This is a genomic window from Usitatibacter rugosus (assembly GCF_013003965.1).
Taxonomy (GTDB): domain Bacteria; phylum Pseudomonadota; class Gammaproteobacteria; order Burkholderiales; family Usitatibacteraceae; genus Usitatibacter; species Usitatibacter rugosus.
The window spans coordinates 1702666-1727855 of sequence record NZ_CP053069.1; the positions used below are offsets into that span (position 1 = coordinate 1702666).

Annotated in this window: 25 protein-coding genes; 20 read left to right on the forward strand and 5 right to left on the reverse strand. The window is 66.8% G+C overall.

All coding sequences use genetic code 11. The features are described from left to right. The first annotated feature begins 10 nt into the window (after window positions 1-10). The 7 genes from DSM104443_RS08405 to DSM104443_RS08435 are packed head-to-tail and all read left to right on the forward strand — an operon-like array spanning window position 11 to window position 5967. Window positions 11-598, forward strand: coding sequence for a GNAT family N-acetyltransferase (locus DSM104443_RS08405; RefSeq protein ID WP_171091229.1), 588 nt, complete (start codon window positions 11-13; stop codon window positions 596-598). Between the two features lie 21 nt (window positions 599-619). Beyond that, on the forward strand, window positions 620-1249 hold the full coding sequence (locus DSM104443_RS08410) for a hypothetical protein (RefSeq protein ID WP_171091231.1): 630 nt from the start codon (window positions 620-622) through the stop codon (window positions 1247-1249). Then, window positions 1249-2097, forward strand: a complete 849-nt coding sequence (fghA, locus tag DSM104443_RS08415; protein ID WP_171091233.1) for an S-formylglutathione hydrolase — start codon at window positions 1249-1251, stop codon at window positions 2095-2097. Before DSM104443_RS08410 ends, fghA begins: the two co-directional genes overlap by 1 nt. A gap of 3 nt (window positions 2098-2100) precedes the next feature. Beyond that, window positions 2101-2316: a hypothetical protein gene (locus DSM104443_RS08420; protein WP_171091234.1), complete on the forward strand. Its 216-nt coding sequence runs from the start codon at window positions 2101-2103 to the stop codon at window positions 2314-2316. 31 nt (window positions 2317-2347) lie between these two features. Then, window positions 2348-2617 (forward strand): antibiotic biosynthesis monooxygenase family protein, encoded by a 270-nt coding sequence (locus DSM104443_RS08425; protein WP_246232698.1) that lies wholly within the window; start codon window positions 2348-2350, stop codon window positions 2615-2617. Continuing rightward, window positions 2610-3824 (forward strand): serine hydrolase domain-containing protein, encoded by a 1215-nt coding sequence (locus tag DSM104443_RS08430; RefSeq protein WP_171091239.1) that lies wholly within the window; start codon window positions 2610-2612, stop codon window positions 3822-3824. Before DSM104443_RS08425 ends, DSM104443_RS08430 begins: the two co-directional genes overlap by 8 nt. 28 nt (window positions 3825-3852) lie before the next feature. After that, window positions 3853-5967 (forward strand): molybdopterin-dependent oxidoreductase, encoded by a 2115-nt coding sequence (locus DSM104443_RS08435; RefSeq protein ID WP_171091241.1) that lies wholly within the window; start codon window positions 3853-3855, stop codon window positions 5965-5967. Between the two features lies 1 nt (window position 5968). Here DSM104443_RS08435 and DSM104443_RS08440 read toward each other — a convergent pair whose 3' ends face one another. From DSM104443_RS08440 to DSM104443_RS08460, 5 genes are read right to left on the reverse strand one after another with little or no spacing between them, the layout of a single operon-like run. After that, window positions 5969-7426: a hypothetical protein gene (locus DSM104443_RS08440; protein WP_171091243.1), complete on the reverse strand. Its 1458-nt coding sequence runs from the start codon at window positions 7424-7426 to the stop codon at window positions 5969-5971. A 4-nt stretch (window positions 7427-7430) separates the two neighbouring features. Further along, window positions 7431-8933 carry a histidine ammonia-lyase gene (gene hutH / locus DSM104443_RS08445; protein ID WP_171091245.1) on the reverse strand — a complete coding sequence of 501 codons (1503 nt, stop codon included), beginning with the start codon at window positions 8931-8933 and terminating at the stop codon, window positions 7431-7433. Then, entirely contained in the window at window positions 8909-10432 is a 1524-nt protein-coding gene (locus DSM104443_RS08450; RefSeq protein ID WP_171091246.1) for a glycine betaine ABC transporter substrate-binding protein, read from the reverse strand. Before DSM104443_RS08450 ends, hutH begins: the two co-directional genes overlap by 25 nt. Continuing rightward, window positions 10429-10884: a hypothetical protein gene (locus DSM104443_RS08455; protein ID WP_171091247.1), complete on the reverse strand. Its 456-nt coding sequence runs from the start codon at window positions 10882-10884 to the stop codon at window positions 10429-10431. Before DSM104443_RS08455 ends, DSM104443_RS08450 begins: the two co-directional genes overlap by 4 nt. 60 nt (window positions 10885-10944) lie before the next feature. Then, window positions 10945-11691, reverse strand: a complete 747-nt coding sequence (locus tag DSM104443_RS08460; RefSeq protein ID WP_171091248.1) for an SDR family NAD(P)-dependent oxidoreductase — start codon at window positions 11689-11691, stop codon at window positions 10945-10947. Between the two features lie 249 nt (window positions 11692-11940). On the opposite strand from DSM104443_RS08460, the gene DSM104443_RS08465 reads away from it, so the two are divergent. The 13 genes from DSM104443_RS08465 (at window position 11941) to DSM104443_RS22030 (ending at window position 25190) form a co-directional block, all read left to right on the forward strand. Beyond that, a complete protein-coding gene (locus DSM104443_RS08465; protein ID WP_171091251.1) occupies window positions 11941-13668 on the forward strand; it encodes an IlvD/Edd family dehydratase in 1728 nt (575 codons plus the stop codon). 2 nt (window positions 13669-13670) lie between these two features. Continuing rightward, window positions 13671-14630, forward strand: a complete 960-nt coding sequence (locus DSM104443_RS08470) for a C-terminal binding protein (protein WP_171091252.1) — start codon at window positions 13671-13673, stop codon at window positions 14628-14630. Continuing rightward, the gene (locus DSM104443_RS08475) at window positions 14630-15703 is read left to right on the forward strand and encodes an ABC transporter ATP-binding protein (RefSeq protein ID WP_171091254.1); all 1074 of its coding nucleotides are present in this window, start codon (window positions 14630-14632) and stop codon (window positions 15701-15703) included. The genes DSM104443_RS08470 and DSM104443_RS08475 overlap by 1 nt, the downstream gene beginning before the upstream one ends. 87 nt (window positions 15704-15790) lie before the next feature. After that, window positions 15791-17116 (forward strand): ABC transporter substrate-binding protein, encoded by a 1326-nt coding sequence (locus DSM104443_RS08480; protein ID WP_171091255.1) that lies wholly within the window; start codon window positions 15791-15793, stop codon window positions 17114-17116. Then, complete coding sequence (locus DSM104443_RS08485) at window positions 17116-18012, forward strand: carbohydrate ABC transporter permease (protein ID WP_171091256.1); 897 nt, start codon at window positions 17116-17118, stop codon at window positions 18010-18012. Before DSM104443_RS08480 ends, DSM104443_RS08485 begins: the two co-directional genes overlap by 1 nt. Further along, window positions 18012-18884 (forward strand): carbohydrate ABC transporter permease, encoded by an 873-nt coding sequence (locus DSM104443_RS08490; RefSeq protein ID WP_171091257.1) that lies wholly within the window; start codon window positions 18012-18014, stop codon window positions 18882-18884. Before DSM104443_RS08485 ends, DSM104443_RS08490 begins: the two co-directional genes overlap by 1 nt. Window positions 18885-18956: 72 nt before the next feature. Continuing rightward, the gene (locus tag DSM104443_RS08495; RefSeq protein WP_212757047.1) at window positions 18957-19421 is read left to right on the forward strand and encodes a hypothetical protein; all 465 of its coding nucleotides are present in this window, start codon (window positions 18957-18959) and stop codon (window positions 19419-19421) included. Between the two features lie 19 nt (window positions 19422-19440). After that, entirely contained in the window at window positions 19441-20460 is a 1020-nt protein-coding gene (locus DSM104443_RS08500) for an HAD family hydrolase (RefSeq protein ID WP_171091258.1), read from the forward strand. A gap of 84 nt (window positions 20461-20544) precedes the next feature. Next, complete coding sequence (locus DSM104443_RS08505; RefSeq protein ID WP_171091260.1) at window positions 20545-20961, forward strand: hypothetical protein; 417 nt, start codon at window positions 20545-20547, stop codon at window positions 20959-20961. A 6-nt stretch (window positions 20962-20967) separates the two neighbouring features. Continuing rightward, window positions 20968-21762 (forward strand): hypothetical protein, encoded by a 795-nt coding sequence (locus DSM104443_RS08510; protein WP_171091262.1) that lies wholly within the window; start codon window positions 20968-20970, stop codon window positions 21760-21762. A gap of 153 nt (window positions 21763-21915) precedes the next feature. Then, complete coding sequence (locus DSM104443_RS08515) at window positions 21916-23163, forward strand: porin (protein WP_171091263.1); 1248 nt, start codon at window positions 21916-21918, stop codon at window positions 23161-23163. A gap of 7 nt (window positions 23164-23170) precedes the next feature. After that, the gene (locus DSM104443_RS08520) at window positions 23171-23587 is read left to right on the forward strand and encodes a substrate-binding domain-containing protein (protein WP_171091265.1); all 417 of its coding nucleotides are present in this window, start codon (window positions 23171-23173) and stop codon (window positions 23585-23587) included. A gap of 19 nt (window positions 23588-23606) precedes the next feature. Next, window positions 23607-25190 (forward strand): methyl-accepting chemotaxis protein, encoded by a 1584-nt coding sequence (locus DSM104443_RS22030; protein ID WP_171091267.1) that lies wholly within the window; start codon window positions 23607-23609, stop codon window positions 25188-25190.

Sequence of the window (25190 nt, forward strand, 5' to 3'; positions counted from 1 at the left end):
GGGCGGAGACATGAGCGCGAAACTCACGATCCGTCCGCTCACGCCCGGGCGCTGGCCCGATCTCGAAGCGATCTTCGCCGCGAAGGGCTGCTCGATCGCGAAGATGTGCTGGTGCATGGCGTATCGCCACAGCGGCAAGCGCGAGCTGCCGAAGGGCATGACGCAGTCGAAGGCGAATCGCGCCGAGCTGAAGGCGATCGCCGATTCCGGCACGCCGCCGGGCCTCATCGCCTACCGCGGGAAGACGCCGGTCGGCTGGATCTCCCTCGGCCCGCGCGAGGACTTCAAGCGCCTCGAGAAGAGCCCGATCATGAAACCGGTGGACGGCAAGCCCACGTGGTCGGTGATCTGTTTCGTCGTGCCGTCCGAATACCGCGGGCAGGGCGTGGCGCATGCGCTGCTGGAGGGTGGCATCGCGTATGCGAAGAAGCACGGCGCGAGGTTGGTCGAGGGCTATCCCGTGGACAAGAAGGGGGCGCAGAACGACGTCAACCTCTGGTTCGGAACGAAGGGCATGTTCGACCAGGCCGGGTTCGAGGTCATCGCGCGCCGGAAGCCGACGCGGCCGGTGGTGCGCCTCGCGCTCGTCCGGAAATAATCGGCCCGCTATCATGCGGGTATGCGAATCCTCCTTGCCTCGCTGGGACTGCTGGTAGCAACCATCGCGGCCGCCGACGTGGTGGCGCCGGGTACCGGCCTGCCCAACCGCACGCCCGAGCAACTCACGGTGCAGTGGTGGCAGTGGGCGATGTCGGTGCCAGGGTCGTCGAGTCCCGTGAACGATCCGACCGGCGCCAACTGCGCGGCCGGGCAGAACGGCGACGTGTGGTTCCTCGCCGGTGGCTTTGGCTCCTCGAAGGTGCGGCGTACCTGCGAGGTGCCGGCGGGCAAGTTCCTTTTCTTCCCGATCCTGCAAAAGGGCGATCGCTCGCGCACCTGCGACGCGGCACGTGCCGGGGCGAGGCTGAAGATGACGGATGCCCTGGAGCTCACCGCGGAGATCGACGGCGTACCCATAGCGAATCCCAAGCGCTTTCGCGTTTCCTCGCAGGAGTGCTTCGACGTCTACGGCAAGGTCTCGCCCATGCTCGGCAAGGCGGAGCCCTACCCCTCGGCATCGGACGGCTACTGGCTGCTGGTGACGCCTCCCTCGAAGGGGCGGCACGTGATCAAGTTCACGGCTCGCTACGGCAGCGTGATCGCCAACGGCCTCGAGCAGGACGTCGAGTACGAATTGAAGGTGAACTGATGGCCCTCGAGATCCTCGGCGAGCGGCCCTGCTTCGGCGGGGTGCAGGGCTCGTATCGCGTGGCGTCGCAGGAGTGCGCGACGCCGATGCGCTTCTCGGTCTTCCGTCCGCCTCAGGCCCAGACGCGCCGCGTGCCCGTCGTCTACTTCCTCGCCGGCCTCGAATGCACCGAAGAGACGTTCATGATCAAGGCGGGCGCGCAGCGCGTGGCCGCCGAGCTGGGATTGATGCTGGTGTCTCCCGACACGAGCCCGCGCGAGGCGCGCATCCCCGGCGACGACGAGAGCTGGGACTTCGGCATCGGCGCGGGCTTCTACGTGGACGCGACCCAGGCGCCGTGGAGCGCGAACTATCGGATGTACAGCTTCGTCACGAAGGAGCTGCCGCGCGTGATCGGCGCGAATTTCCAGGCCGACGTCGAACGCCAGGCGATCATGGGCCACTCGATGGGCGGGCATGGCGCCCTGGTCTGTGCGCTGCGCAATCCCGGCGAGTATCGGAGCGTTTCTGCTTTCGCTCCCATCGTGGCGCCCTCGCAGGTGCCGTGGGGCGAGAAGGCCTTCTCGAAGTTCTTCGGGGCCGATCGCGCGGCGTGGGCCTCGTTCGATGCGACGGCGCTGGCGAAGGGCTCGGGGTTCGCGGGCGAGATCCTCATCGACCAGGGCCTCGGCGACAAATTCCTTCGCACGCAATTGCAGCCCGAGAAGTTCGTGGCCGCTTGCGACGGGACACGGATCGCCCCGAGGTTGCGGGAGCACGAAGGCTACGACCACAGCTACTGGTTCATCCAGACCTTCATCTCCGATCACTTGCGCTGCCATGCCGCTCGCCTCGCCACCGAACGCTAGGCGATGATCGATCTCCCGTCCCCTGCGGTGATCTTCTGGAGCATCGTGTTCGGGGCCATTGGCCTCGGCTACTTCATGTACGGGAAGAAACAGGCCGCGATCGTGCCGATGGTTTGCGGCATCGCGCTCATGGTCTACCCCTACTTCGTCTCCAACACGATCGTTCTCGTGGTGATCGGCGTCGTCCTCACGGCCCTGCCGTACTTCATCAGGCTCTGACGAAATGATCCTGGAATCCGCAGTCCTGGATGTGAAACCCGGACAGGAGGCCGACTTCGAAGCGGCCTTCGGCGAGGCGAAGGCCATCATCGCTTCGATGAAAGGCTTCAACGGGCTCGAGCTGCAACGCTGCGTCGAGAATCGCAGCCGCTACCTGCTGCTGGTGCGGTGGGCCACGCTCGAGGACCACACGGTCGGCTTCCGGGGCTCGCCCGAATACCTGAGGTGGAAGGCGCTCCTGCACCACTTCTACGATCCGTTCCCGACCGTCGAGCACTACGAGGGCGTTCACGTTGCGTAGCGCGGTCACTCTCGCGATCGGCGTGGCCATCGCGTGCGGTGCCCACGCAGAAACCGATAAGGCCGAGCTGCGCGGCCCGTTCGGCTATTCCCGTGGCACCCCCGATACTGGCCTGCAGGAAGCATTCATCGTCGACGCGGCCAGCCATCCCGACAAGGTCTTCGCTTCGAAGCGCGTCGCGAGATCGGGGCCGGTTTGGGAATTGCCGCGCGGCACCCCGATCGACCCCGACAAGGCGACGTATGCCTTCAAGGGGCGGAATCCCACGCTCTCCGAGTACCTCGAGAAGACGCGCACGACGGCGCTGCTGGTCATCAAGGACGGGAAGATCGTGTTCGAGAAGTACCAGTACGATCGCACGCCCGACCAGCGCTTCCTGTCGTTCTCGATGGCGAAGACGGTCACCGCCATCCTGGTCGGCATCGCTCTCGAGGACGGCCTGATCCTCAGCCTCGACGACACGGCGGCCAGCTACGTGCCGCAGCTTCGCGACAGCGCGTACGGCAAGGCCACCCTGCGCCAGCTTCTCACCATGACCTCGGGCGCGCGCTGGGACGACGCTCCGACGGGCAGCTCGAGCTCCGACTTGCTGAAACTCTCCGACTGCCACGTGCGCCACCGCGGCTGCGAGAGCAGCCTGGCGCTGCTGGCGGCCCACCGCGAGCAGGAGTGGACGCCGGGCAGCCGCTTCAGCTACTCCGGCGGCGACACGATGGCGCTGGGCCATGTGCTTCGCGCCGTGACGGGCCAGGACGTGACCGCGTTCACCGAGCGCCGGCTGTGGAGCCGGCTGGGTGCCGAAGGCGACGCCGCGTGGATGGTGGACCGGCACGGTGTCGAGAGCTTCTACGGGTTCTTTGCCGCGACGTTGCGCGATTACGGGCGGCTCGGCCTGCTGCTGGCCAATCGCGGCACGGCGCGCGGAACCGAGGCGATCCTGTCGCGGCAATATTGGACGGAGATGACCACTGCGCAGCTGCCGGCAACGCAGCCTCGCGTCGCCAATTTCTACTTCGGCTACGGATACCAGCTCTGGCTCGATCCCAAGCCCGGGGTGTTCTGCTTTCGCGGGCTGAGGGGCCAGGCGATCTACGTCGACGTTCCCAAGCAGCTCGTCATGGTGCGCCTTGCCGTGGACCGTCCTGAAGACGCGGAGGCTTCCCGCGAGCGCGACTACCTGTGGCACGGCGTCCGGGCCCTCTACTGAAGGGATAGACTCCCGCGTGGAGGAACCCATGCCCGACGATCGGCCCGAGACCGAAGCGAAGACAACGTACCGCGCCTGCCACCTGTGCGAGGCGATCTGCGGCCTCGAGATCCGCACGCGCGGCGAAGAGATCGTCAGCGTGAAGGGCGACAAGGACGATCCCTTCAGCCGCGGCCACGTCTGCCCGAAGGCGGTCGCGCTGATCGACATCCACCACGATCCCGATCGGCTGCGCACGCCCATGCGGCGGCAGGGTAGCGAGTGGGAGCCGATGGCGTGGGACGAGGCGATCGACCTCGTGGCCCATCGCTTCGCCGCGATCCAGAAGACACACGGACCCAACGCGCTCGGCATCTACCTCGGCAATCCGAACGCGCATCACGTCGGCAGCATCCTCAATGCGCCGGCGATGATCCGCGCGCTGCAGACGCGCAACCGCTTCTCCGCGACCTCCGTGGACCAGCTCCCGCATCACGTCGTGGCGCGCGAGATGTTCGGCCACATGTTCATGCTGCCGATTCCCGACATCGACCAAACGGCGTACTGGCTGATGCTGGGCGCGAACCCGCTCGCTTCGAACGGCAGCCTGATGACAGTGCCGGATGTGGCGAAGCGGCTGAAGGCGATCCGCGATCGCGGCGGCAAGGTCGTCGTGATCGATCCGGTGCGCACCGACACGGCCGAGGTGGCCACGCGGCACCATTTCATTCGTCCTGGCACCGACGCGGCGTTCCTGCTGGCGCTCGTGAATGCGGTGCTCGAGCTGGGGCCCCCGCGTGTCGAGCGCTATGGCGACAAGCTCGGTGGGCTTGAAGCGGCGCTGGCCGCGATCCGGGCCTTCGGTGTCGAGGAAGCCGTGGCGTGCACGGGAATCTCGGCGACGGAGGTTCGCACGATCGCCCGGGAGCTCCGCGACGCTTCCTCGGCGGTCGTCTACGGGCGCATGGGTGTCTCGACGCAACCGTTCGGCACGGTCTGCCAATGGCTGATCCAGGTGCTCAACATCGTCACGGGGAATCTCGATGCCGTCGGTGGCGCGATGCCCACGCTGCCCGCGGTGGCGATGACCGGGCCCGGCACGCGTCCCGGCAACTGGGGCAAGTCGAAGAGCCGCGTGGGCGGCCGCCCGATCTTCGGCGGCGAGCTGCCGGCGGCGGCGATGAGCGAGGAGATCGAGACGCCCGGCGAAGGGCAGATCCGAGCGATGCTCACGATGGCGGGCAACCCCGTGTCGTCCACGCCCAATGGACGGCGCCTCGATCGTGCGTTCGCCGGCCTCGAGTTCATGGCCTCGATCGACATCTACATCAACGAGACGACGCGGCATGCGCACGTGATCCTGCCGCCCGCGTCGATGCTGGCCCACGAGAACTACGACGTGGTCTTCAATGCGTTCGCGGTGCGCAACGTCGCGCGCTACAACGCGCCGGTGTTCGCGAAACCGGCCGACGCGAAGTTCGACTGGGAGATCTACAACGCACTCGGTGCCGCGTACGCGAAAGCGGCCGGCGTCGAGTACAAGGCCATGCCGCCTCCTTCAGTGCTGGTCGGCATGGCGCTCAAGCAAGGGCCGCAGAAGGACAAGGTGTCGATGGAGTCCCTGAAGGACGCTCCGCACGGCGTGGACCTCGGGGCGCTCGCGCCGTCGTTGATGCAGCGCCTGGAGACGCCGGACGGGAAGATCGCTTGCGCGCCCGAAGCCTTCGTCGCCGACCTGCAGCGCGTGAATGCGGAGCTGCTCGGAGACAAGCCCGGCGGACTCAAGCTGGTCGGCCGCCGGCACCTGCGCAGCAACAACTCCTGGATGCACAACTCGCATCGCCTCACGAAGGGCCCGCGCCGCGACCAGCTCTGGATCCACCCCGACGACGCGGCTGCGCGGGGCATCGAGGACGGCGGGCAGGTGGCGCTCGCATCGCGCGTCGGCGAGGTTCGCGTCACCGCCAAGGTCACCGATCGCGTGATGCCCGACACGGTTTGTCTTCCGCATGGCTTCGGCCAGGCCACGCCCGGCACGCGCCTCGCCAATGCCTCGTTGGTCCTGGGTGCGAGCTACAACGACGTCTCGGATGAGGAGGGCGTGGATGCGTTGTCCGGCAACGCGGCGCCCAACGCGCTGCCGGTGACCGCGCGCAAAGGCTGACTCAGCGAAGCGCCGTGCGCCAGACGTAGACCTCGGTTTTCTGCGGCTGCCCGAAGCGCTTGAAGCCGTAGACGACGAGGTCACCGTCCCGTACCGCGAGCGCCATGGGATCGAACCGCACGAGCTCGTCGGGACCCGGCGGCGGATGCTTCATCACGCCATGCCAGAGCGCGCGTCCTTCGAGGTCGTATCGGATGACCCGGACATTCGTGTACCGAGCGATGGCCTGCACCTCGATGAAGCCGTCGGCCAGCGCCAGGACTTGCCGTGGGACGCTTCTGTCCAGCACACCCAGCTCGATCAACTCTCCGGATACGGGGCGAACCAGCGCACCGCGATAGTTTCCCCATCCGGTGCGCGCGGCTTGCTCGTACGCCTCGGTCCAGGAGGGTCCGTTGACGATGTCGCTCCATTCCCGGTTGGACAACTCGGGCTTCTCCTGCCGGAACCGGAGATCGGGCGCGGCGGCGCCCTCGAAGGGAACGGAGGCCGGGACGGGGCGGCGCGAGAGTAGCAACGCCGGGCTGGGCGTGAACGGTCCCCAAAGCGTTTGCAACATCGAGCTGTAGGGACTGCGGCAGTTGATGCGGCCCTTGTCTCCCACGCTTTTCCAGTCGGCCTCGTCACGGGAGTCCTGCCTCATCGGGGGACCCGGCTCATCGCCCGACGCGATTCCGACGCGGACGCGCCCCGACGCCTGCTCGACGAGTGACCATCGGATCATGCCTCGGTGCCCTGCGAGCGGTTCGCTGCGCAGGACATGGGAGACCGGGTTCGCGACGGACGGCGTTGTTGCGAGGCACGTCCGTGGCGTGAAAGGCGGGCCCTCGAAGTAGAGTCCCAGCCGGGACGCCGCGTCCGGTGCACATCGCCGATCATCGCGATCGACCAACTCGAGCTTCACGTACTGGGCGCCGTCCGGGACGCGCAACACGTGGCGCTCCGATCCGTTGAAGACACCGGGAGACGAGCTCCCAAGCCCGGGCCCCAGGGCGACGGAACGGATGCCCCGCGTCGTCAACAGCGAGAGGAGTTCCTCGCCGTGCAAGGCGCCTGCGCCGTCGAGGATGCCGTCGACTTTGTAGTCTTCCGGAGTACCCGCGGGTTGTGATCGGCAGAGCGCGACGGCCTCCTCCCGAAGCGCCATGCGCCTGTCGGTCGCCCAATGCGGCTGTCCAAACGCGAACCACCAGGCTACGGCGAGGAGCGCGACGAACGACGCCAACGCCCGTCCCTTGCCCGCCGGCGTCGCGAAGTACATCACGAACGGATACCCGATCCAGATGCAGAGCAGGGGCACCGTGGGTTTCAGCAGCGACAGGAATTCCCCGCCGCCTCCATAGGGAATGGCGCTCAGGATCCCCAGGACGAGGATTACCCCGACAACGATCGCCGAGCCGATGATCCTCAGGACCACCGAGAAAATCATCGACTGGAGCGATCGGACCGGCGCTTCCACCTCGCTACCCCGCCAGCGCCTTGAACGCGCCCCGCGCTACAAGCGGCTTCACCGCTTCGATGTCATGGGCCAGGAAGCGGTCGCCGTCGAGGTGCTCCGCCACGCCGCGAATGATGGCGTGGGCCTTCTCGAGCGGAGCCGAAGTCTTGAGCGGCCGGCGGAAATCGATGCCCTGCGCCGCGGCGAGCAGCTCGATCGCCACGATGCCGCACGTGTTGTCCGCCATGTCGCCGAGACGGCGCGCCGCGAAGGTCGCCATCGAGACGTGATCCTCTTGATTGGCCGACGTCGGGAGCGAATCAACGGAAGCCGGGTGTGCGAGCGACTTGTTCTCGGACGCGAGCGCCGCCGCCGTCACGTGCGCGATCATGAAGCCGGAGTTCACGCCCGAAGCCGCGGTGAGGAAAGGCGGAAGGCCGCTGATGGACGAGTCGATCAGCAGCGCGATGCGCCGCTCCGAAAGCGCGCCGATCTCCGCGATGGCGAGCGCGAGGTGGTCGGCCGCGAAGGCGACTGGCTCTGCGTGGAAGTTGCCGCCCGAGAGCGACTCGCCGGTCTCGGGAAACACGAGCGGGTTGTCGGTCACGCCGTTGGCTTCGCGCAGCAGCGTGGCCGCTGCGCCATCGATCACATCACGGCACGCGCCCATCACCTGCGGCTGGCAACGAAGCGAGTAGGGGTCCTGCACCTTGTCGTCGCCGGTGACGTGCGAGGCGCGGATCGCGCTTTGCGCAAGGAGCTTCCGGTACTGCGCGGCGACCGTGATCTGCCCCAGATGTCCGCGCAGCTCATGGATGCGCGCATCGAAAGGCGTATCGCTGCCCATCGCGGCGTCCACGCTCATCGCGCCGGCGACCATCGCCGCGGCGAACACGTTCTCGATCGCGAAGAGGCCGGTGAGCGCCAGCGCGGTGGAGATCTGCGTTCCATTCAGCAGCGCCAGGCCTTCCTTCGGGCCGAGCGTGAGCGGCTTGAGGCCCGCGATGCGAAGGCCCTCCTCGGCCGAGACGGCCTTGCCCTTGTGATGGGCGCGTCCGAGGCCGATCAGCACGGCGCTCATGTGCGCGAGCGGCGCGAGATCGCCGGAGGCGCCCACGGAGCCTTTCGACGGAATCTCCGGATAGACCTCGGCGGCGAGCAACGCCAGCATCGCGTCGACGACCTCGGGCCGAACGCCGGAATATCCACGCGCGAGGCTCGCCACCTTGAGCAGCATCGCGAGGCGAACGACGCCGTCCGCGAGGGGCGCTCCGACGCCGACGCTGTGCGAGAGCACGAGATTTCGCTGGAGGAGATTGAGCTGGTCGTCGGGGATGTGCGTCTGCGCGAGCTTCCCGAAGCCGGTGTTGATCCCGTAGACGGGCTTTCCGGCGCGCACCATCGCGGCGACGGCATTCGCACCGGCCGAAAGCGCGCTGCGGCTCGCGGCACCGAGCGTGAGCGGCTGCGGCGCGCGCGCGAACTCCGCGAGCTGCGGGAGGGTCAGTCGTCCTGGCTGGAGTTCCATGTGTGCTGTCCTGCGAGATGTTCGATGACTTCGAAGATACCGTGCACCAGCAACGCCAGCACGGCCGCGGGAATGGCGCCGGCGAGCAGCGCCTCGTTGTCGTTGAGGGCCAGGCCCTGCGCGATGCGCTCGCCGTAGCCTCCGGCGCCGACGAAGGCGGCGATGGTCGCGGTGCCCACGCCGATCACCGCGGCGGTCTTGATGCCGGCGAGGATCGTGGGCAGCGCCAGCGGCAGCTCGATGCGCGCGAGGATCGTGCCCGGCTTCAGTCCCAGGGCGCGGGCGGCGTCGCGTTGCCCCTTCGACACGCCGAGCAACCCGGCATGCGTGTTGCGCACGATGGGCAGCAGCCCATAGAGAAACAGCGCGATCAACGCCGGCACCGCGCCGATCGTGCCCGTGATCGGGATCAGGATCGCGAGGAGGGCGAGCGACGGAATGGTCTGCGCGATGCCGGTCACCGCGAGCACCGGCTGCGAGACGGCGCGGACCTTGGCGGCGAGGATGCCGAGCGGAACGCCCACGAGCACCGCGGCGAACAGCGACCCGAACACCAGCACCAGGTGCTGGCGCGTGAGGCGCCCGAAGTCCGGCGCGAAGATCGCTTTCCACAACCCGCGCTGCCCACCGGTGCCAACCGTCGTCGGAGTGGCATCGAGGAAGGTGCGCGCCACTTCGGCGAACGGCACGTGGTCGATCTCGGCGCGCGCGTTGAGCGAACGCATCGTGACCTCGTCGATGCGGCCCTCCAGCCCGGCGAACGCGGCGAAGGCCATCGGGTAGTGCTTCGGCGTGTCGGCGCGATGCAGGATCACCGCGTCGTAGCGGGGGAAGAATTTCTTGTTGTCCTCGAGCAGCACGATGTTGCCGCGCGCGAGCTTGGCATCGGTCGTGTAGACGTCGATCGCGGCGACCTGCCCGGCATTCAGGGCCTCGTAGGCGAGGCCGTGATCGAGCGCCGTGGGCGAGTGCGGCAGGCTGTACGCCGCCTTGAGCCCGGGCCAACCGTCGCGGCGGCCGAGGAACTCGTGCGAGAGGCCGAGCGCGAGACGGGGCGCGCGCACGAGATCGCCGAGCGTCACGAGATTGCCTCGCAGGGCCTCGTCCTCGCGAACGCCGATCGCGTAGCTGTTGGAAAAACCGAGCGGCACCGTGGCCGCGACGCCGAGCGGCGCGAGACGCGCGTTGATCGTGGCGAGATCGAGCGGTCCGGAAGACTTGAGGATCTCGGCGGCGATGGTGCCGGTGTATTCGGGATAGGCGTCGATCGAGCCGCTGCGCAGCGCCGCGAAGAGGATCGCCGTGTTGCCGAGGCCGGGCTTGTGCTCCGCGGGCACGCCGGCGCGCGAGGCGGCCTGCACGAGGACCTCGCCCAGCACATACGATTCGGTGAAGCGCTTGGAGCCGATGCGAAGCGGCTCGGGCGCGGCGTGGGCGCCGATCGCCGCAGCCAGCAGCGCGAGACCGGCAGCGAGGCGCCAGGCGGCGCCGCGGATCACTTCAGGCGGGACTCGACGAGGCGGGCGATGGTTTCGCTGCGCGCCTGCGTGGTCTTGGCGTCGGGGGCGGGGGCGATCACGATGCGCACGATGTTCTTCGCCTTGCGGAAGAAGAGCTCCTGCTTCGAGGTGAGCCAGAATCCGCCGTCGCCGACTTCCACCGGCTTCACCGACGTGCGGTAGATCTTCTGCAGGTTCTCCGCCTCGACGTCGAGCTCGGCCTTCGGAAGCTTCGCGCCGCGCACTTCCAGCGTCAGCACCGGTTTCTGCTTGGCGTCGAAGTACTGGCACTCCTTGCCGTCCTTCGTGGGCTGGGTCTTCGTCTTGGTCGCGACCTGCACCGTGATCGTGTTGACCTCTTCGATCTTGAGGATGTCGCAGACCTCGACCTGGGCGAAGGCCGGCGAGGCGGCGAAGAGCGTGGCGGCGAGCAGGAGAGTCTTGTTCTTCATGGCGAACCTCGATCGATGAGACCGCGATTCTACCCTTTCCACCCCCTGTTTTGCCTCGTACTAGTACGTAGCACGCCCTCCGGAAAGGTCGAAGACGGCGGCGGTGGAGAACGAGCAGTCCTCGGTGCAGAGCCAGGCGACGAGCGCGGCGACCTCGTCGACCTCGCCGAAGCGGCCCATCGGGATCTTCGAGAGCATGAAGTCGATGTGCGCCTGTGTCATCTGGCTGAACATGCCGGTCTTCACGGCGGCCGGCGTCACGCAGTTCACGCGCACGCCCGTGCCGGCGAGCTCCTTGCCGAGCGACTTCGTGAGCGAGATCACGCCCGCCTTCGAGGCGCTATAGGCGCTCGCGTTGGGGTTGCCTTCCTTGCCGGCGACCGAGGCGATGTTCACGATGCGCCCGTAGTTGTTGGCCGACATGTGCGGCGCCAGAGTCTTGTTGCAGAGGAAGACGCCGGTCAAGTTGATGTCCAGCACCTGCTTCCAGTCGGCGAGGGGGTAGTCCCAGACTTTCATGTTGGGACCGGTGATGCCCGCGCTGCAGACCATGGCGTCGACCTTGCTCATCGCCGCCAGCGTCTCCTTCAGCGCGCGCTGCACCTGCGCTTCGTCCGAGACGTCGAGCTGGGCGGTGTGCGTCGTGCCGCCGATCGCCTTCGCGGCCTCGGCGAGCGCCTTCGCATCGCGGTCCCACAGGCTTACGCGCGCCCCGCTGGCGGTCAGGCGCTGGGCGATGGCGAATCCGATTCCCGCCGCGCCCCCGGTCACAACGGCGGTGCGGCCCTTCAGGTCGAGCTGGTTCATGAGGCTCCCGTCACGGTGTGGGGCCACGTCGGGCGTGGCCACGTCATTCCCGCGAAGGCGGGAATCCAGCGGGCAAGGATACCAAATTGGCCTGACCACTTGACCAACGGGAAGGGGTCAACGTAGTCTGCCAAGACAAAATCAAGGGGTCATACCGAATTAGGGTCAGACCACCATTTCGACTCCGCGCGCGAAATGGTGGCCTGACCCTAATTCGGTGGACCCTCGCTTCATCCGGAGGAGTGACGAATGGCGGGTACCAAGAAACGCCGCAGCCAGGAGTGGTTCGGCCGCGGCGGCAAGATGGGCTTCATCTATCGCTCGTGGGTGAAGAACCGCGGCATTCCGCACGACCAGTTCGACGGCCGCCCGGTCATCGGTATCTGCAACACCTATTCCGAGCTCACCCCCTGCAACTCGCATTTCCGCACGCTCGCGGAACACGTGAAGACGGGCGTGTGGGAGGCGGGCGGCTTTCCCCTCGAGTTTCCGGTGATGTCCCTGGGCGAGACGCTGCTCCGGCCGACCGCGATGCTTTATCGCAACCTCGCCTCGATGGACGTCGAGGAATCGATCCGTGGCAACCCGATCGATGGCGTCGTACTGTTGATGGGCTGCGACAAGACCACGCCGGCGCTCCTGATGGGTGCTTCGAGCGTGGACCTCCCGACCATCGGCGTCTCCGGCGGCCCAATGCTCTCCGGCATGTATCGCGGCCAGCGCATCGGCTCCGGCACCAACACGTTCTCGCTTTCCGAAGACCTGCGCGCCGGCAAGATCACGAAGGAGGAGTACCACGAGGCTGAGAGCTGCATGCATCGCTCACATGGCCACTGCATGACGATGGGCACGGCCTCCACGATGGCCTCCATGGTCGAAGCGCTCGGCGTCGGTCTTCCCGGCAATGCCGCCTACCCCGCGGTCGACGCGCGCCGCAACGTGCTCGCGCGGCAAGCCGGGCGCCGCATCGTGGAGCTCGTGAAGAAGGACGCCCCGCTCTCGAAAATCCTCACGCGCGAAGCGTTCGAGAACGCCATTCGCGTCAATGCAGCGATCGGCGGCTCCACCAATGCGGTGATCCACCTCATTGCCATCGCGCGGCGCATCGGCGTGAAGCTGAACCTCGAGGACTGGGACAAGCTCGGCCGCGGCATCCACACGCTCGTGAACCTGATGCCCAACGGCAAGTACCTGATGGAGGACTTCTGCTACGCCGGAGGCCTCCCGGTCGTGATCCGCGAGCTGGGCAAGCAGGGCCTGCTCAACAAGGACTCGATCACGGCCAACGGCCAGTCGATCTGGGAGAACAACAAGGACGCGGAGAACTTCAACCCCGACGTCATCATGCCGTTCAAGAAGCCCTTCAAGAAGGACACGGGCATCGCGGTCCTGCGCGGCAACCTCTGCCCCGACGGCGCCATCATCAAGCCCTCGGCGGCCACGCCCAAGCTGATGAAGCACAAGGGCCCCGCGGTCGTGTTCGAGAACATCGAGGACTTCCACGCGCGCATCGACGACCCGAAGCTGAAGATCGACGCCAATTCCGTGATGGTCCTCAAGAACTGCGGCCCGAAGGGCTACCCCGGCATGGCCGAGGTGGGCAACATGCCGCTGCCGGAGCGCATCCTCAAGAAGGGCATCACCGACATGGTGCGCATCTCGGATGCGCGCATGAGCGGCACGGCTTACGGCACCGTCGTCCTGCACACGGCGCCCGAGGCGGCGCTGGGCGGCCCGCTCGCCCTCGTGAAGGACGGCGACCTCGTTGAGCTGGACGTTGCCAACCGCAAGCTCGAGCTCCACGTCTCCGAGAAGGAGCTCGCGAAGCGCCGCGCGAAGTGGAAGGCCCCGAAGCCGCCGATGCAGCGCGGCTACTGGAAGCTCTACGTCGACCACGTGAACCAGGCGAACGACGGTTGCGACCTGGATTTCCTCGTCGGCAAGAGCGGCTCGGCCGTCCCTCGCGATAACCACTGACGATGGCGCGATTCCTCATCACCGACTACGACTTCCACGACGTGGACCTCGAGGTCGGCCTGCTGCGCGAAGCCGGCATGGAGGTCGCGACAGCCCAGTGCAAGACGGAAGAGGACGTGATCGCCGCGGCCAAGGGCTACGACGGCTTGCTCACGCAATATGCGCCGATGAACGCGAAGGTCTTCGGCGCCCGGCCCGAGGTGCGCATCGTGAGCCGCTTCGGAGCGGGCTTCGACACGGTCAACGTCCCGGACGCGAAGAAGCACGGCGTGTGGGTCGCGAATTCCCCGGACTACGGCGTGGGCGAGGTTGCCACGCACGCGCTCGCCATGGCGCTCTCGCTCGTGCGCCACGTCGGCTTCTACGATCGCGACGTCCACCGCGGCACGTGGCACTACACCTCGCCGGGCGTGCTGCGCCGTCCCGCGGAGCTCACGCTGGGCCTGCTCGGCCTGGGACGCATCGGCAAGCGCATGGCGTCGATCTCGCACGAGGTCTTCCGCGAGGTGATCGCCTGCGATCCCTACATCCCCGATTCGGATTTCCCACCGTACGTTCGCCGCGTCGACCACGCCACGCTGTTCAAGGAGTCCGATCTCGTGAGCCCGCACGTACCGCTGAACGACGAGACGCGCGGCATCATCGACGCGCCGTCGCTGGCCTCGATGAAGCGCGGCTCGTGGATCGTGAACACGGCCCGCGGCGGGGTCGTGGACATTCCGGCGCTGCTGGCCGCGCTGGACAGCGAGCAACTCGACGGGGCGGCGCTCGACGTGCTGCCGTTCGAGCCGCCGCCCGCGGACCATCCGATCGTGAAGCACCCGCGCGTGCTGCTGACACCGCACGCCGCGTTCTATTCCGCCGAAGCCGAGTGCGAGCTGCGCCGCAAGGCCGCGCAAAACCTCGTCGACTGGGCCAAGACCGGCCGTCCCCGCTACGTCGTCTCGGAAGGAAGGGCCTGATGGCAGCCGTCTCGATCAAGGGCGTGCAAAAGTACTTCGGCACCACGCACGTCATTCGCGGCGTGGATGTCGAGATCGCCGACGGCGAGTTCACGGTGCTGGTGGGGCCGTCGGGCTGCGGGAAATCGACGCTGCTTCGCATGATCGCGGGCCTGGAGGAGATCGGCCAGGGCGAGATCTCCATCGGCGGCAAGGTGATCAACACCATGCAGCCGAAGGAGCGCGACATCGCGATGGTGTTCCAGAACTACGCGCTCTACCCGCACATGAAGGTCCGCGACAACATGGCGTTCAGCATGCTGCTCGCCAAGCGCTCCAAGGCGGAGATCGCCGAGCGCGTCGCAAAGGCTGCAGGGATTCTCGGCCTCACGGAGCTCCTCGATCGCTATCCGCGCCAGCTCTCGGGCGGCCAGCGCCAGCGTGTCGCCATGGGCCGCTGCATCGTGCGCGATCCGCAGGTCTTCCTCTTCGACGAGCCTCTTTCGAACCTGGACGCCAAGCTGCGCGTCGCGATGCGCACGGAATTGAAGGAGCTGCACCAGCGCCTGCGCACCACCTCGATCTACGTGACCCACGACCAGATCGAGGCCATGACGATGGCCGACCAGATCGTCGTGATGCACGACGGCATCGTGGAGCAGCGCGGCCGTCCGCTCGAGCTCTACGACAACCCGGCCAACATTTTCGTGGCGGGCTTCATCGGCTCGCCGGCGATGAATTTCCTCACCGGCACGCTGCGCCGTTCGGGCGAGGGCGCTTCGGTGGAGCTGGCCGGAGGTGCACGCATCCCGGCGCCCCGCGGCGCGGCCGGCGCCGAAGGCCAGAAGGTCGTCTACGGCGTTCGCCCGGAGCATCTCGCGATCGCCCCCGGCAATGGCCTTCCGGCCCATGTCGTCGTCGTCGAGCCGACCGGTGCCGACACGCAGGTCTTCGCGCGCATCGGCGGCTCGGAGATCACCGCCGTCTTCCGCGAGCGCCACGCCTTCAAGGCGGGCGAAACGATTTCGCTGGCGCCCGACCCGGCGCACGCCCATCTGTTCGACGCAGAATCAGGCAAGACGCTGATGCAATAGGAGAAGGCGGAAATAAAGGGGTCAGACTCCTTTATTGACCGAGCAATAAAGGAGTCTGACCCCTTTATTCATACGGAGGAGACAACGATGTCGAAGATCACGAGACGTGAGTTCCTGAAGAACACCGCTGGGGCGGCCGCGGCCACCACGGTCGGCGTAGGCAGCGCGCTGTGGACGCCGGAGGCCTTTGCCCAGGCGAAGTGGGTCCCGGAGAAGGGCGCGAAGCTGCGCGTGCTCCGCTGGAAGCGCTTCGTCCAGGGTGATGAAGACCTCTGGATGGCGAACACCAAGAAGTTCACCGAGAAGACCGGCATCGAAGTCCGCGTGGACAACGAGGGCTGGGAGGACGTGCGGCCCAAGGCGGCCGTGGCGGCCAACATCGGCAGCGGCCCGGACGTGATCGTCGGCTGGTTCGACGACCCGCACCAGTATCCCGACAAGCTGGTGGACGTCTCCGACGTCGCCAACTACCTCGGTGCCAAGTACGGCGGCTGGTACGACGTCTGCAAGAAGTACGGCATGAAGAACGGCAAGTGGATCGCGTTCCCGCTGGGCATCATCGGCAACGCGCTCGTGTATCGCCAGAGCCACATCCAGGCCGCGGGCTTCGACTCGATCCCCAAGGACACGGCAGGCTTCCTCAAGCTCTGCCAGGCGCTCAAGGCCAAGGGAACGCCGTCGGGCTTCGCGCTCGGCAAGGCCGTGGGCGACGGCAACAACTGGGGCCACTGGCTGCTCTGGTCGCATGGCGGCAAGCTCGTGGACGAGAAGGGCAACGTCGTCGTGAACTCGAAGGAGACGATTGCCGGCCTCGAGTACGCGAAGCAGCTCTACGACACGTTCATCCCGGGCACGCTCTCCTGGCAGGACCCGTCGAACAACAAGGCGTTCCTCGACGGGCAGATCTCGCTCACCGCGAACGGCATCTCGGTCTACTACGCGGCGAAGAACTCCACCGACGAGAAGGTGAAGGCGCTGGCGGCGGACATCCAGCACGCGCGCTTCCCGATCGGGCCGGTGGGCAAGCCCACGGAGCTGATGCAGATCACGCAGATGTTCCTGTTCAAGTACTCCAAGGTCCCGAACGCGGCGAAGGCGTACATGGCCTTCATGATGGAAGAGGAGCAGTACGGCCCGTGGATGAAGGCGTCCATCGGCTACACCTGCCAGCCGCTCAAGGCCTACGAGAAGAACTCGGTGTGGACGGACGACCCGAAGGCGACTCCGTACCGCGACTCCGCGGCGCTGATGCTGGACCACGGCCATGCCGGCCCGCTGGGCTATGCGTCGGCCGCGTGCCTCGCGGACTACATCGTGCTCGACATGATCGCCGCGGCAGCCAGCGGCTCCAAGACGCCGCAGGAAGCGGCGGCCGAGGCGCAGAAACGCGCCGAACGTTACTACAAGGTGTGATGCAAAAGTTCTTCAACAACAGGAACGTCCTCGGGCTGCTGTTCATGCTGCCCGCGGGCGTCCTGTTGCTGATTTTCCTCACGTATCCGCTCGGCCTCGGCACCTGGCTGGGCTTCACCGACGCGAAGCTCGGGCGCGAGGGCGTCTGGGTCGGCCTCGACAACTTCAAGTACCTGGTCGGCGACAGCGTCGCGCAGCTCTCGCTCTTCAACACGCTCTTCTACACAACGGTCGCTTCGGTCGCGAAGTTCGTGCTGGGCCTGTGGCTCGCCCTGCTGCTGAACCGCCACCTGCCGTTCAAGTCCTTCTTCCGTGCCATCGTGCTCCTGCCGTTCATCGTGCCCACGGCGCTCTCGGCGATCGCCTTCTGGTGGCTGTACGACTCGCAGTTCTCCGTGATCAGCTGGACGCTCATGAAGCTCGGGCTGATCAACCAGTACATCGACTTCCTCGGCAACCCGTGGAATGCGCGTTTGTCCGCCGTGGCCGCCAACATCTGGCGCGGCGTGCCGTTCGTGGCGATCTGCCTCCTCGCGGGCCTGCAGACCATCTCGCCCTCGCTCTACGAGGCCGCGGCCCTGGACGGCGCCACGCCCTGGCAGCGCTTCCGCTTCGTGACGCTGCCGCTGCTGACGCCGATCATCGCGGTGGTGATGACGTTCTCCGTCCTCTTCACCTTCACCGACTTCCAGCTGATCTACGTGCTCACGCGCGGCGGGCCGCTCAATGCGACGCACCTCATGGCGACGCTGTCCTTCCAGCGTGCGATCTCCGGTGGATCGCTGGGGGAGGGCGCTGCGCTCGCGACGCTGATGGTGCCGTTCCTGCTCGCGGCGATTCTTTTCTCGTACTTTGGTTTGCAGAGACGTGCCTGGCAGCAAGGTGGCAAGGACTGATGAAGCAGGAAGACCAAGTCACGCAGGGCATGAACTACCTCGAGTCGATCCCGAGGCGGGTCGTCACGCTCTACATTCCGCTGGCGATCTTCCTGTTCGTGCTGCTGTTTCCGTTCTACTGGATGGTGGTGACGTCGTTCAAGCCGAACGCGGAGCTGCTCTCGCGCGAAGGCAATCCGTTCTGGGTGATCGCGCCGACGCTCGCGCACTTCAAGAAGCTGATCTTCGACACGCCGTACCCGGAGTGGATGCTGAACACGGTGATCGTGTCCGTGGTCGCCACGTTCACGTCGCTGGCGGCGAGCGTCTTCGCGGCGTACGCGATCGAGCGCCTGCGCTTCCGTGGCTCCAAGATCACGGGCCTGCTGATCTTCCTCGCCTACCTCGTGCCGCCGTCGATCCTCTTCATCCCGCTCGCGGCCATCGTCTTCAAGCTCGGCCTCTTCGACACGCGCTGGGCGCTGATCCTCACCTATCCCACGTTCCTCATCCCGTTCTGCACCTGGCTGCTGATGGGCTACTTCCGCTCGATCCCGTTCGAGCTGGAGGAGTGCGCGCTGATCGACGGGGCGACGCGCTGGCAGATCCTGGTGAAGATCATCCTGCCGCTCGCGGTGCCGGGGCTCATCTCGGCAGGGATCTTCGCGTTCACGCTGTCGTGGAACGAGTTCATCTACGCGCTCACGTTCGTGTCGTCGTCCGAAGTGAAGACGGTGCCGGTGGGCGTGATCACGGAGCTCGTGGAGGGCGACGTCTACCATTGGGGCTCGCTCATGGCCGGGGCGCTGCTGGGATCCTTGCCGGTGGCCGTCATGTACTCCTTCTTCGTGGAGTACTACGTCTCCGGGATGACGGGCGCGGTGAAGGAGTAGGCGTGCACCAAGGGCCAATGTCGCTCGGCCGATGCCCTCTCTAAGCTGGGCTTTGCAAAGGAGGATCCCACCATGCGAATCGCCAATCCCGTTCGAGTCTCCGCCCTCCTGGTCGGATTGATGCTTGCCGCAGGCGCGTCAGCGCAGCAATACGTCTATCCCGCCAAGGGCCAGACGCCCGACCAGCAGAAGAAAGACGAGGGCGCGTGCCACACGTGGGCCGTCGACCAGAGCAAGTACGACCCCACCAATCCGCCGCAGCAGGCTGCAGCCCCGCCACCCCCCCAGGGTGCGACGCCAGGCTCGGGCGTGCGCGGTGCGGCGCGAGGCGCCGTGGCCGGCGAGATCATCAACGGGGACGCGAGCTCGGGTGCGGCCGTCGGTGCGGTTGCTGCACGCGGCGCGAGCCGCCGGCAGAACGCCGCCGCGGGCCAGCAGCAACAGGCTGCCGCTTCCCAGCAGTCGCAAGCGGGGATGAGCGCGTACCAGAAGGCACGCGGCGCTTGCCTCGAAGGGCGCGGCTATACCGTGAAGTAGCAGTCGTGAGCGAGGGCCCATGACGAACCTCCCGCGTCGCCGTCTCCTGATCGGGAGCGCCGTGCTTGCCACGGCGCCTCTTTTTGCCACGCCGGTCTTCGCACAGGGATCCCCGGCGGATCCGCTGCCTTCGTGGAACGAGGGCGCCGCGAAGAAATCGATCGTCGACTTCGTGAAGCGCGTCACCACGAGCGGTTCTCCCGACTTCGTCGCGCCCGCCGATCGCATCGCCACCTTCGACAACGACGGCACGCTCTGGAGCGAGCAGCCGATCTATTTCCAGTTCGCCTTCGTCCTCGATCGGGTGAAAGCGACGGCGCCGCAGCATCCGGAGTGGCTGCAGAAGCCGCAGTTCAAGGCGGCGATCGACGGCGACATGAAGGGCGTGATGGCAGCCGGACAGAAAGGCCTGCTCGAGATGATGGCGGCCACGCACTCGGGAATGTCCACCGACGAGTTCAACGCCATCGTGAAGGACTGGGTCGCAACGGCGCGCCATCCGCGCTTCAAGCGGCCGTACACCGAGCTCGTCTACCAGCCGATGCTGGAGCTCCTCGACTACCTGCGCGCCAACGGCTTCAAGACCTTCATCGTCTCGGGGGGCGGCGTCGAGTTCATGCGCGCGTTCGCCGAGCGTGCCTATGGCATTCCTCCGGAGCAGGTGATCGGCTCGTCGGGCGCCACGCAGTTCAAGGCCGGCGCGGACGGCAAGCCCATCCTGCTGAAGACGCCCAAGGTGGAGTTCATCGACGACGGACCCGGCAAGCCCGCCGGCATCAACCGCTTCATCGGCCGGCGCCCGATCTTCGCGTTCGGCAACTCCGACGGCGACCTGCAGATGCTGCAGTGGACGGCCGCCGGCGCGGGTGCGCGTTTCGCGGGTCTGGTGCACCATACCGATGCCGAGCGGGAATGGAGCTACGACCGCACCTCGCACATCGGCAAGCTGGACAAGGCCTGGGACGAGGCGAAGCTGCGCAACTGGACGGTCGTGGACATGAAAACCGACTGGAAAACCGTCTACCCGCCCCAGAAATAGGGCCAAAACGCCGGGATTGTGCGGTTCTTCACAGGAATACCGGGCGTCCGGCCCTAAGATCCGGGCAGGAGCGTGAATCCACAAATGAGAAATCCCGCCCATCGCATCATCGGCTTCGGCGCCGCCGCCTTCATGTTCGTCCTGGTCTTCGCCTTCACCATGAAGGGGGAGGCGCAGCGACAGGTGGTCGCCAAGCGCGACCAGCAGGCCCAGATCCAGCAGCAGCGCCTGCGCGCCCGGGCTCCGGTCCGTTATGCGGCCCCGGCCGTGGAAGAAGACTGGCGCTCCCCCCAGGATTACGATTCCGTCCGCTACCAGCCCGATAGCCGTTCCTACGACTCGGACTACCGCGACGTCGCCTCGCAGCGCAGCTACTACGAGCCGCGTGCCGTGGTCGTCGAGGCGGATGACCGCTACGAGCGCGCCGTCGAGCAGCGTCGCACCGACGCCGAGGCCGACCGGCTCACCCGCCAGCTCGACGCCCGACTCTACGAGCGGTAGGCGCGAATGCAGGACTACTACCAGGTCCTGGGCGTCTCCGAGCAAGCCACGCCCGCGGTCATCCAGATCGCCTTCGAGGGCAAGCTCAAGGCCCTTCACCAGTGTCCGATGAACGAAACCGAGCGCATGGCCGAGGACCGGCTGCTGCGCCAGGCGTTCGTGACACTCACCCATCCCGCCCGCAAGACCTGGTACGACATGCAGCTCGAGCGCGATCGTGCAGCCCTCACGGCGATGCCCCCGCGCTGGCGAGCGGTCGCGATCGTCGCGATGGTGACCGTCGGATTCACGAGCTTCGCGTGGCATGCCGTCGATCGTTCGCAGGAGCGTGATCGCCGCTACGCCGAGGCGCTGCGCGTCGAAGCCGAGCAGGCCAAGGTGCGCGCCGAAGCCGCCGTGCAGCTGGCTCAGCTCGCCGAGGCGAAGGAAGCCCGCGAAGCGGAGTACGCCCTGCGCCGTGAACGCGAGATGCGCTACTGGATAGAACGCGACCGCAACTACAGCAACGCCCAGTCGCGCTACAACGAGGTCGCCTCCCGCAACGAGTGGTATAGCCAGCGCCACTACGTGCTGACCGAGGCCCGCACGGAGCGCTACATCGAGGATCGCCGGCAGCGCAGCGAGCTCATCAACCGCTACGCCGCCCAGGCCGAAGTGAACCGGCAGGTGCAGTGGATGGAGAACCGCGAGGCGGAGGAAGCCTACATCCGCTCCGACAAGCACTACCGCGCCCAGCAAGAGGCCGCACAGATCAAGGCCCGCGAAGCCGCTGAGCTCCGCCGCACGAACGGCCTTCGCTAGGTTTCCGCGAGGGTTCGCGGGCTGGAATTTCCCCCTTCCGACATTGCGCTTGCAATGCGCGCGAGTGCCGCGAGTGCGATGCGTCACAGGCGCTTTGAGTCTCCCTGCATAAGATGTCGCTAATCGAGTTGACATCGACATCAGGGAAACCCCATGCAAAAGAAGAGCATGGCGATCGCGATTGCGATCGCCCTCAGCACGCCTGTGGCCGTTTTCGCGCAGGAGTCCGCATCCACCGCATCGTCCATGTTCCGCTTCAGCGGCTTCGGCACGCTGGGCGCGGTAGCGACGGACACTGACAAGGCCCAGTACGCCACGTCGGTTCTCCAACCCGGCGGTGCCAAGAAGAGCGCCGATTTCGGCGTCGATTCACTGATCGCCGGCCAGGTCGACGCGCAGTTCACGCCGCAGTTCTCCGCCGTGATCCAGGCCGTGGCCAACCGCACCGCCGACGACGACTTCGTCCCGCACATCGAGTGGGCCTTCGCGCGCTACGCATTCACGCCGGATCTCACCGTGCGCGGCGGCATCATGGCCGTGCCCATCTTCATGCTCTCGGATTCGCGCCTCGTAGGCCTCTCCTACGCCTGGGTGCGTCCCCCGACGGCCGTGTACTCGCAGTCGCCCACCACGAAGTTCCAGGGCGGCGACATCACCTATCGCCACGACGTGAGCGGCGTGAACCTGAGCGCCCAGGCCTACATCGGCCGCGCGCCGACGGATATCCCGGTTTCGGCGACGGGCGGACACAACACGGCGGACCTCGACAACATGTTCGGCGTGCAGCTCACCGCCGAGTCGGGCCCGTGGAACTTCCGCCTCGGTTACCTGCAGACGGACTTCACGTACCGCGACCAGGCGATCCAGCCGCTCTTCGACGGCCTGCGCCAGATCAACGCGCTGGTTCCGGGCGCCGCGGCCTTGGCCGATGACCTCGACACCATCGACAAGAAGATCACGTTCATGACCGTGGGCGCCTCGTACGAAAGCGGCAACGTGCTGCTGATGGGCGAGTACGGCAAGCGCAAGGCCGACCTGTTCCTGGCCGATACGTCGTCGTGGTACGTGATGGGCGGCTATCGCTTCGGCAACTTCATGCCGCACATCACCTTCTCGCAAGTGAAGGTCGACAGCCCCACCTCGCAGTCGATCGTGCCGTCCGTGGGTCCGCTCGCTGCAGTCGCCGGCGGCGTCAACACGCTGCTCTCCGGCCAGAACGTCGCGCAGAAGACGATCGCTATCGGCGCGCGCTACCAGTTCCACAAGAACGCCGACGTGAAGGTCCAGTGGGACCGCGTCGACCTGCCGAACGGTGCCGTGGGCAACTTCCAGAAGGCCGATCCGGGCTTCGCCGGCTCCAAGGTCAACGTCTACAGCGCCGCTGTCGACTTCGTGTTCTGAGGACGCCATGAAGACTTTCGTGATCGGCATGGCCCTGGGATTCGCTGCGCTTTCGGCGCAGGCTGAATTCGTGGTCATCGTGAACCCCAAGAACCCCGCGGCCTCGATGAGCGCGGACCAGGTGTCCCAGCTCTTCCTCGGGCGCTCCACCTCGTTCCCGGGCGGCGGCACCGCGGCCCCCGTGGACCAGAAGGAAGGCTCGGCGCTGCGCGACGAGTTCTACACCAAGGTCGCGGACAAGAACCCCGGCCAGGTGAAGGCCTTCTGGGCCAAGCAGATGTTCAGCGGCAAGGGCCAGCCTCCGAAGGAGCTCGGTTCCTCCGCGGACGTGAAGAAGGCGGTCGCTGCCGACCCCAACGCGATCGGCTACATCGAGAAGGGCGCACTGGACGGGACCGTCAAGAGCGTCCTCGCGATCCAGTAGGTCCGCCATGAAGCTCGGCGTGCGCAAGCAAATCTGGTCGCTGCCCGCGATCGCGGTGCTGGTGTTTGCCGTGGGAATCACGGCGGGCATCGGCTTCGCGTCGCAGGCGCTGATGCACGTTCGCAGCATGGCGGTCGTCGACTACCCGCGCCTGGACGGCATGAAGGCGCTCTCCGCCGAAGTGACGCGCATCGCGGACGACTTCAACGCCGCGGTGGCCGAGGGCGAGAAGAAGAAGCTCGAGGAAGCGGCGGCACGCGCCGACGCGATCCGCGAGCTGATTGCCAAGGTGGGCGCGCTGCCGGGCCAGGAAGCCTTCGCGGGCAAGGTGGGCCCGATGTTCGATGCCTACTACACGCCCGCCGGCAAAAGCGCCCGCTTGATGCTGGGCATGGAGAAGGGCGATCCGCAGGTGGCGGTCGCCGCGATGCAAACCGCGCTCAAATCCCTGAATACAGAGCTGGACGTCGGCACCAAGGCCGCGTCGTCCGGGTTCTATGACAGCCTGGACAACGCCCAGGGCAACATCCGCAACGTGCTCGCGGCCATGATCGCGGCCGGGGTGCTGGTGGCCGTGGCGCTCGCGATCGTCTCCTCGCTGATCGTGCGCTCCATCTGGAAGCAACTCGGCGGTGAACCGGAATACGCCACGCGCATCGTGCGCGAGATCGCCCGCGGCAACCTCGCGGTCCAGATCAATGTCGAGCGCGGGGACACCCGGAGCCAGCTGGCCGCGCTGAAGGGCATGCAAGGCGAGCTCACCGCGCTGATCGCCAATATCCGCAACTCGGCCAGCTCCGTGCGCGAAGCGTCGCACGAGATCTCGCAGGGCATGGCGGAGCTCTCGGCGCGCACCGAGCAGCAGGCCTCGTCGCTCGAGGAGACCGCTTCCACGATGGAAGAGCTCACCGCGACGGTGAAGCAGAACGCGCAGCACGCCGTGCAGGCGCGCGACCTCGCGCAGACTTCCACCGCGGTTGCAACTCGCGGCGGTGAAGTCGTGCAGAACGTCGTCGCGACCATGGACGAGATCAACGTGAGCTCGAAGGAGATCGCCAACATCGTGGCGGTGATCGACGGCATCGCGTTCCAGACCAACATCCTCGCGCTCAACGCCGCGGTCGAAGCGTCGCGCGCGGGCGAGCATGGGCGCGGCTTCGCGGTCGTCGCCTCCGAAGTCCGCAGCCTCGCGCAGCGCAGCGCCGCCTCGGCCAAGGAAGTGAAGGGCTTGATCCAGGTCTCCGTGGAGAAGGTAGGCCTCGGACGCAAGCTTGTTTCCGAGGCGGGCGAGCGGATGGCCGAGATCGTCGGCTCCATCGGCAAGGTGTCGGGCGTCGTGGGCGAGATCTCGTCGGCGTCGCTCGAGCAATCGTCGGGCATCAGCGAGATCGGCCGTGCCGTGACGCACATCGAGGGCGTGACGCAGCACAACGCCGCGCTGGTGGAGGAGACCTCCGCCGCCGCGCATTCGATGAGCGAGCAGGCGCGCCAGCTCGAGGAAGCGGTGAGCGTGTTCCAGCTTCGCGACGCGGGTCCCGGCGCGGCACGCGCACCGGCTCCGCTCGCCAGGCCGCCGTCGCGGCCCGCGCTGAAGAGCCGCTAG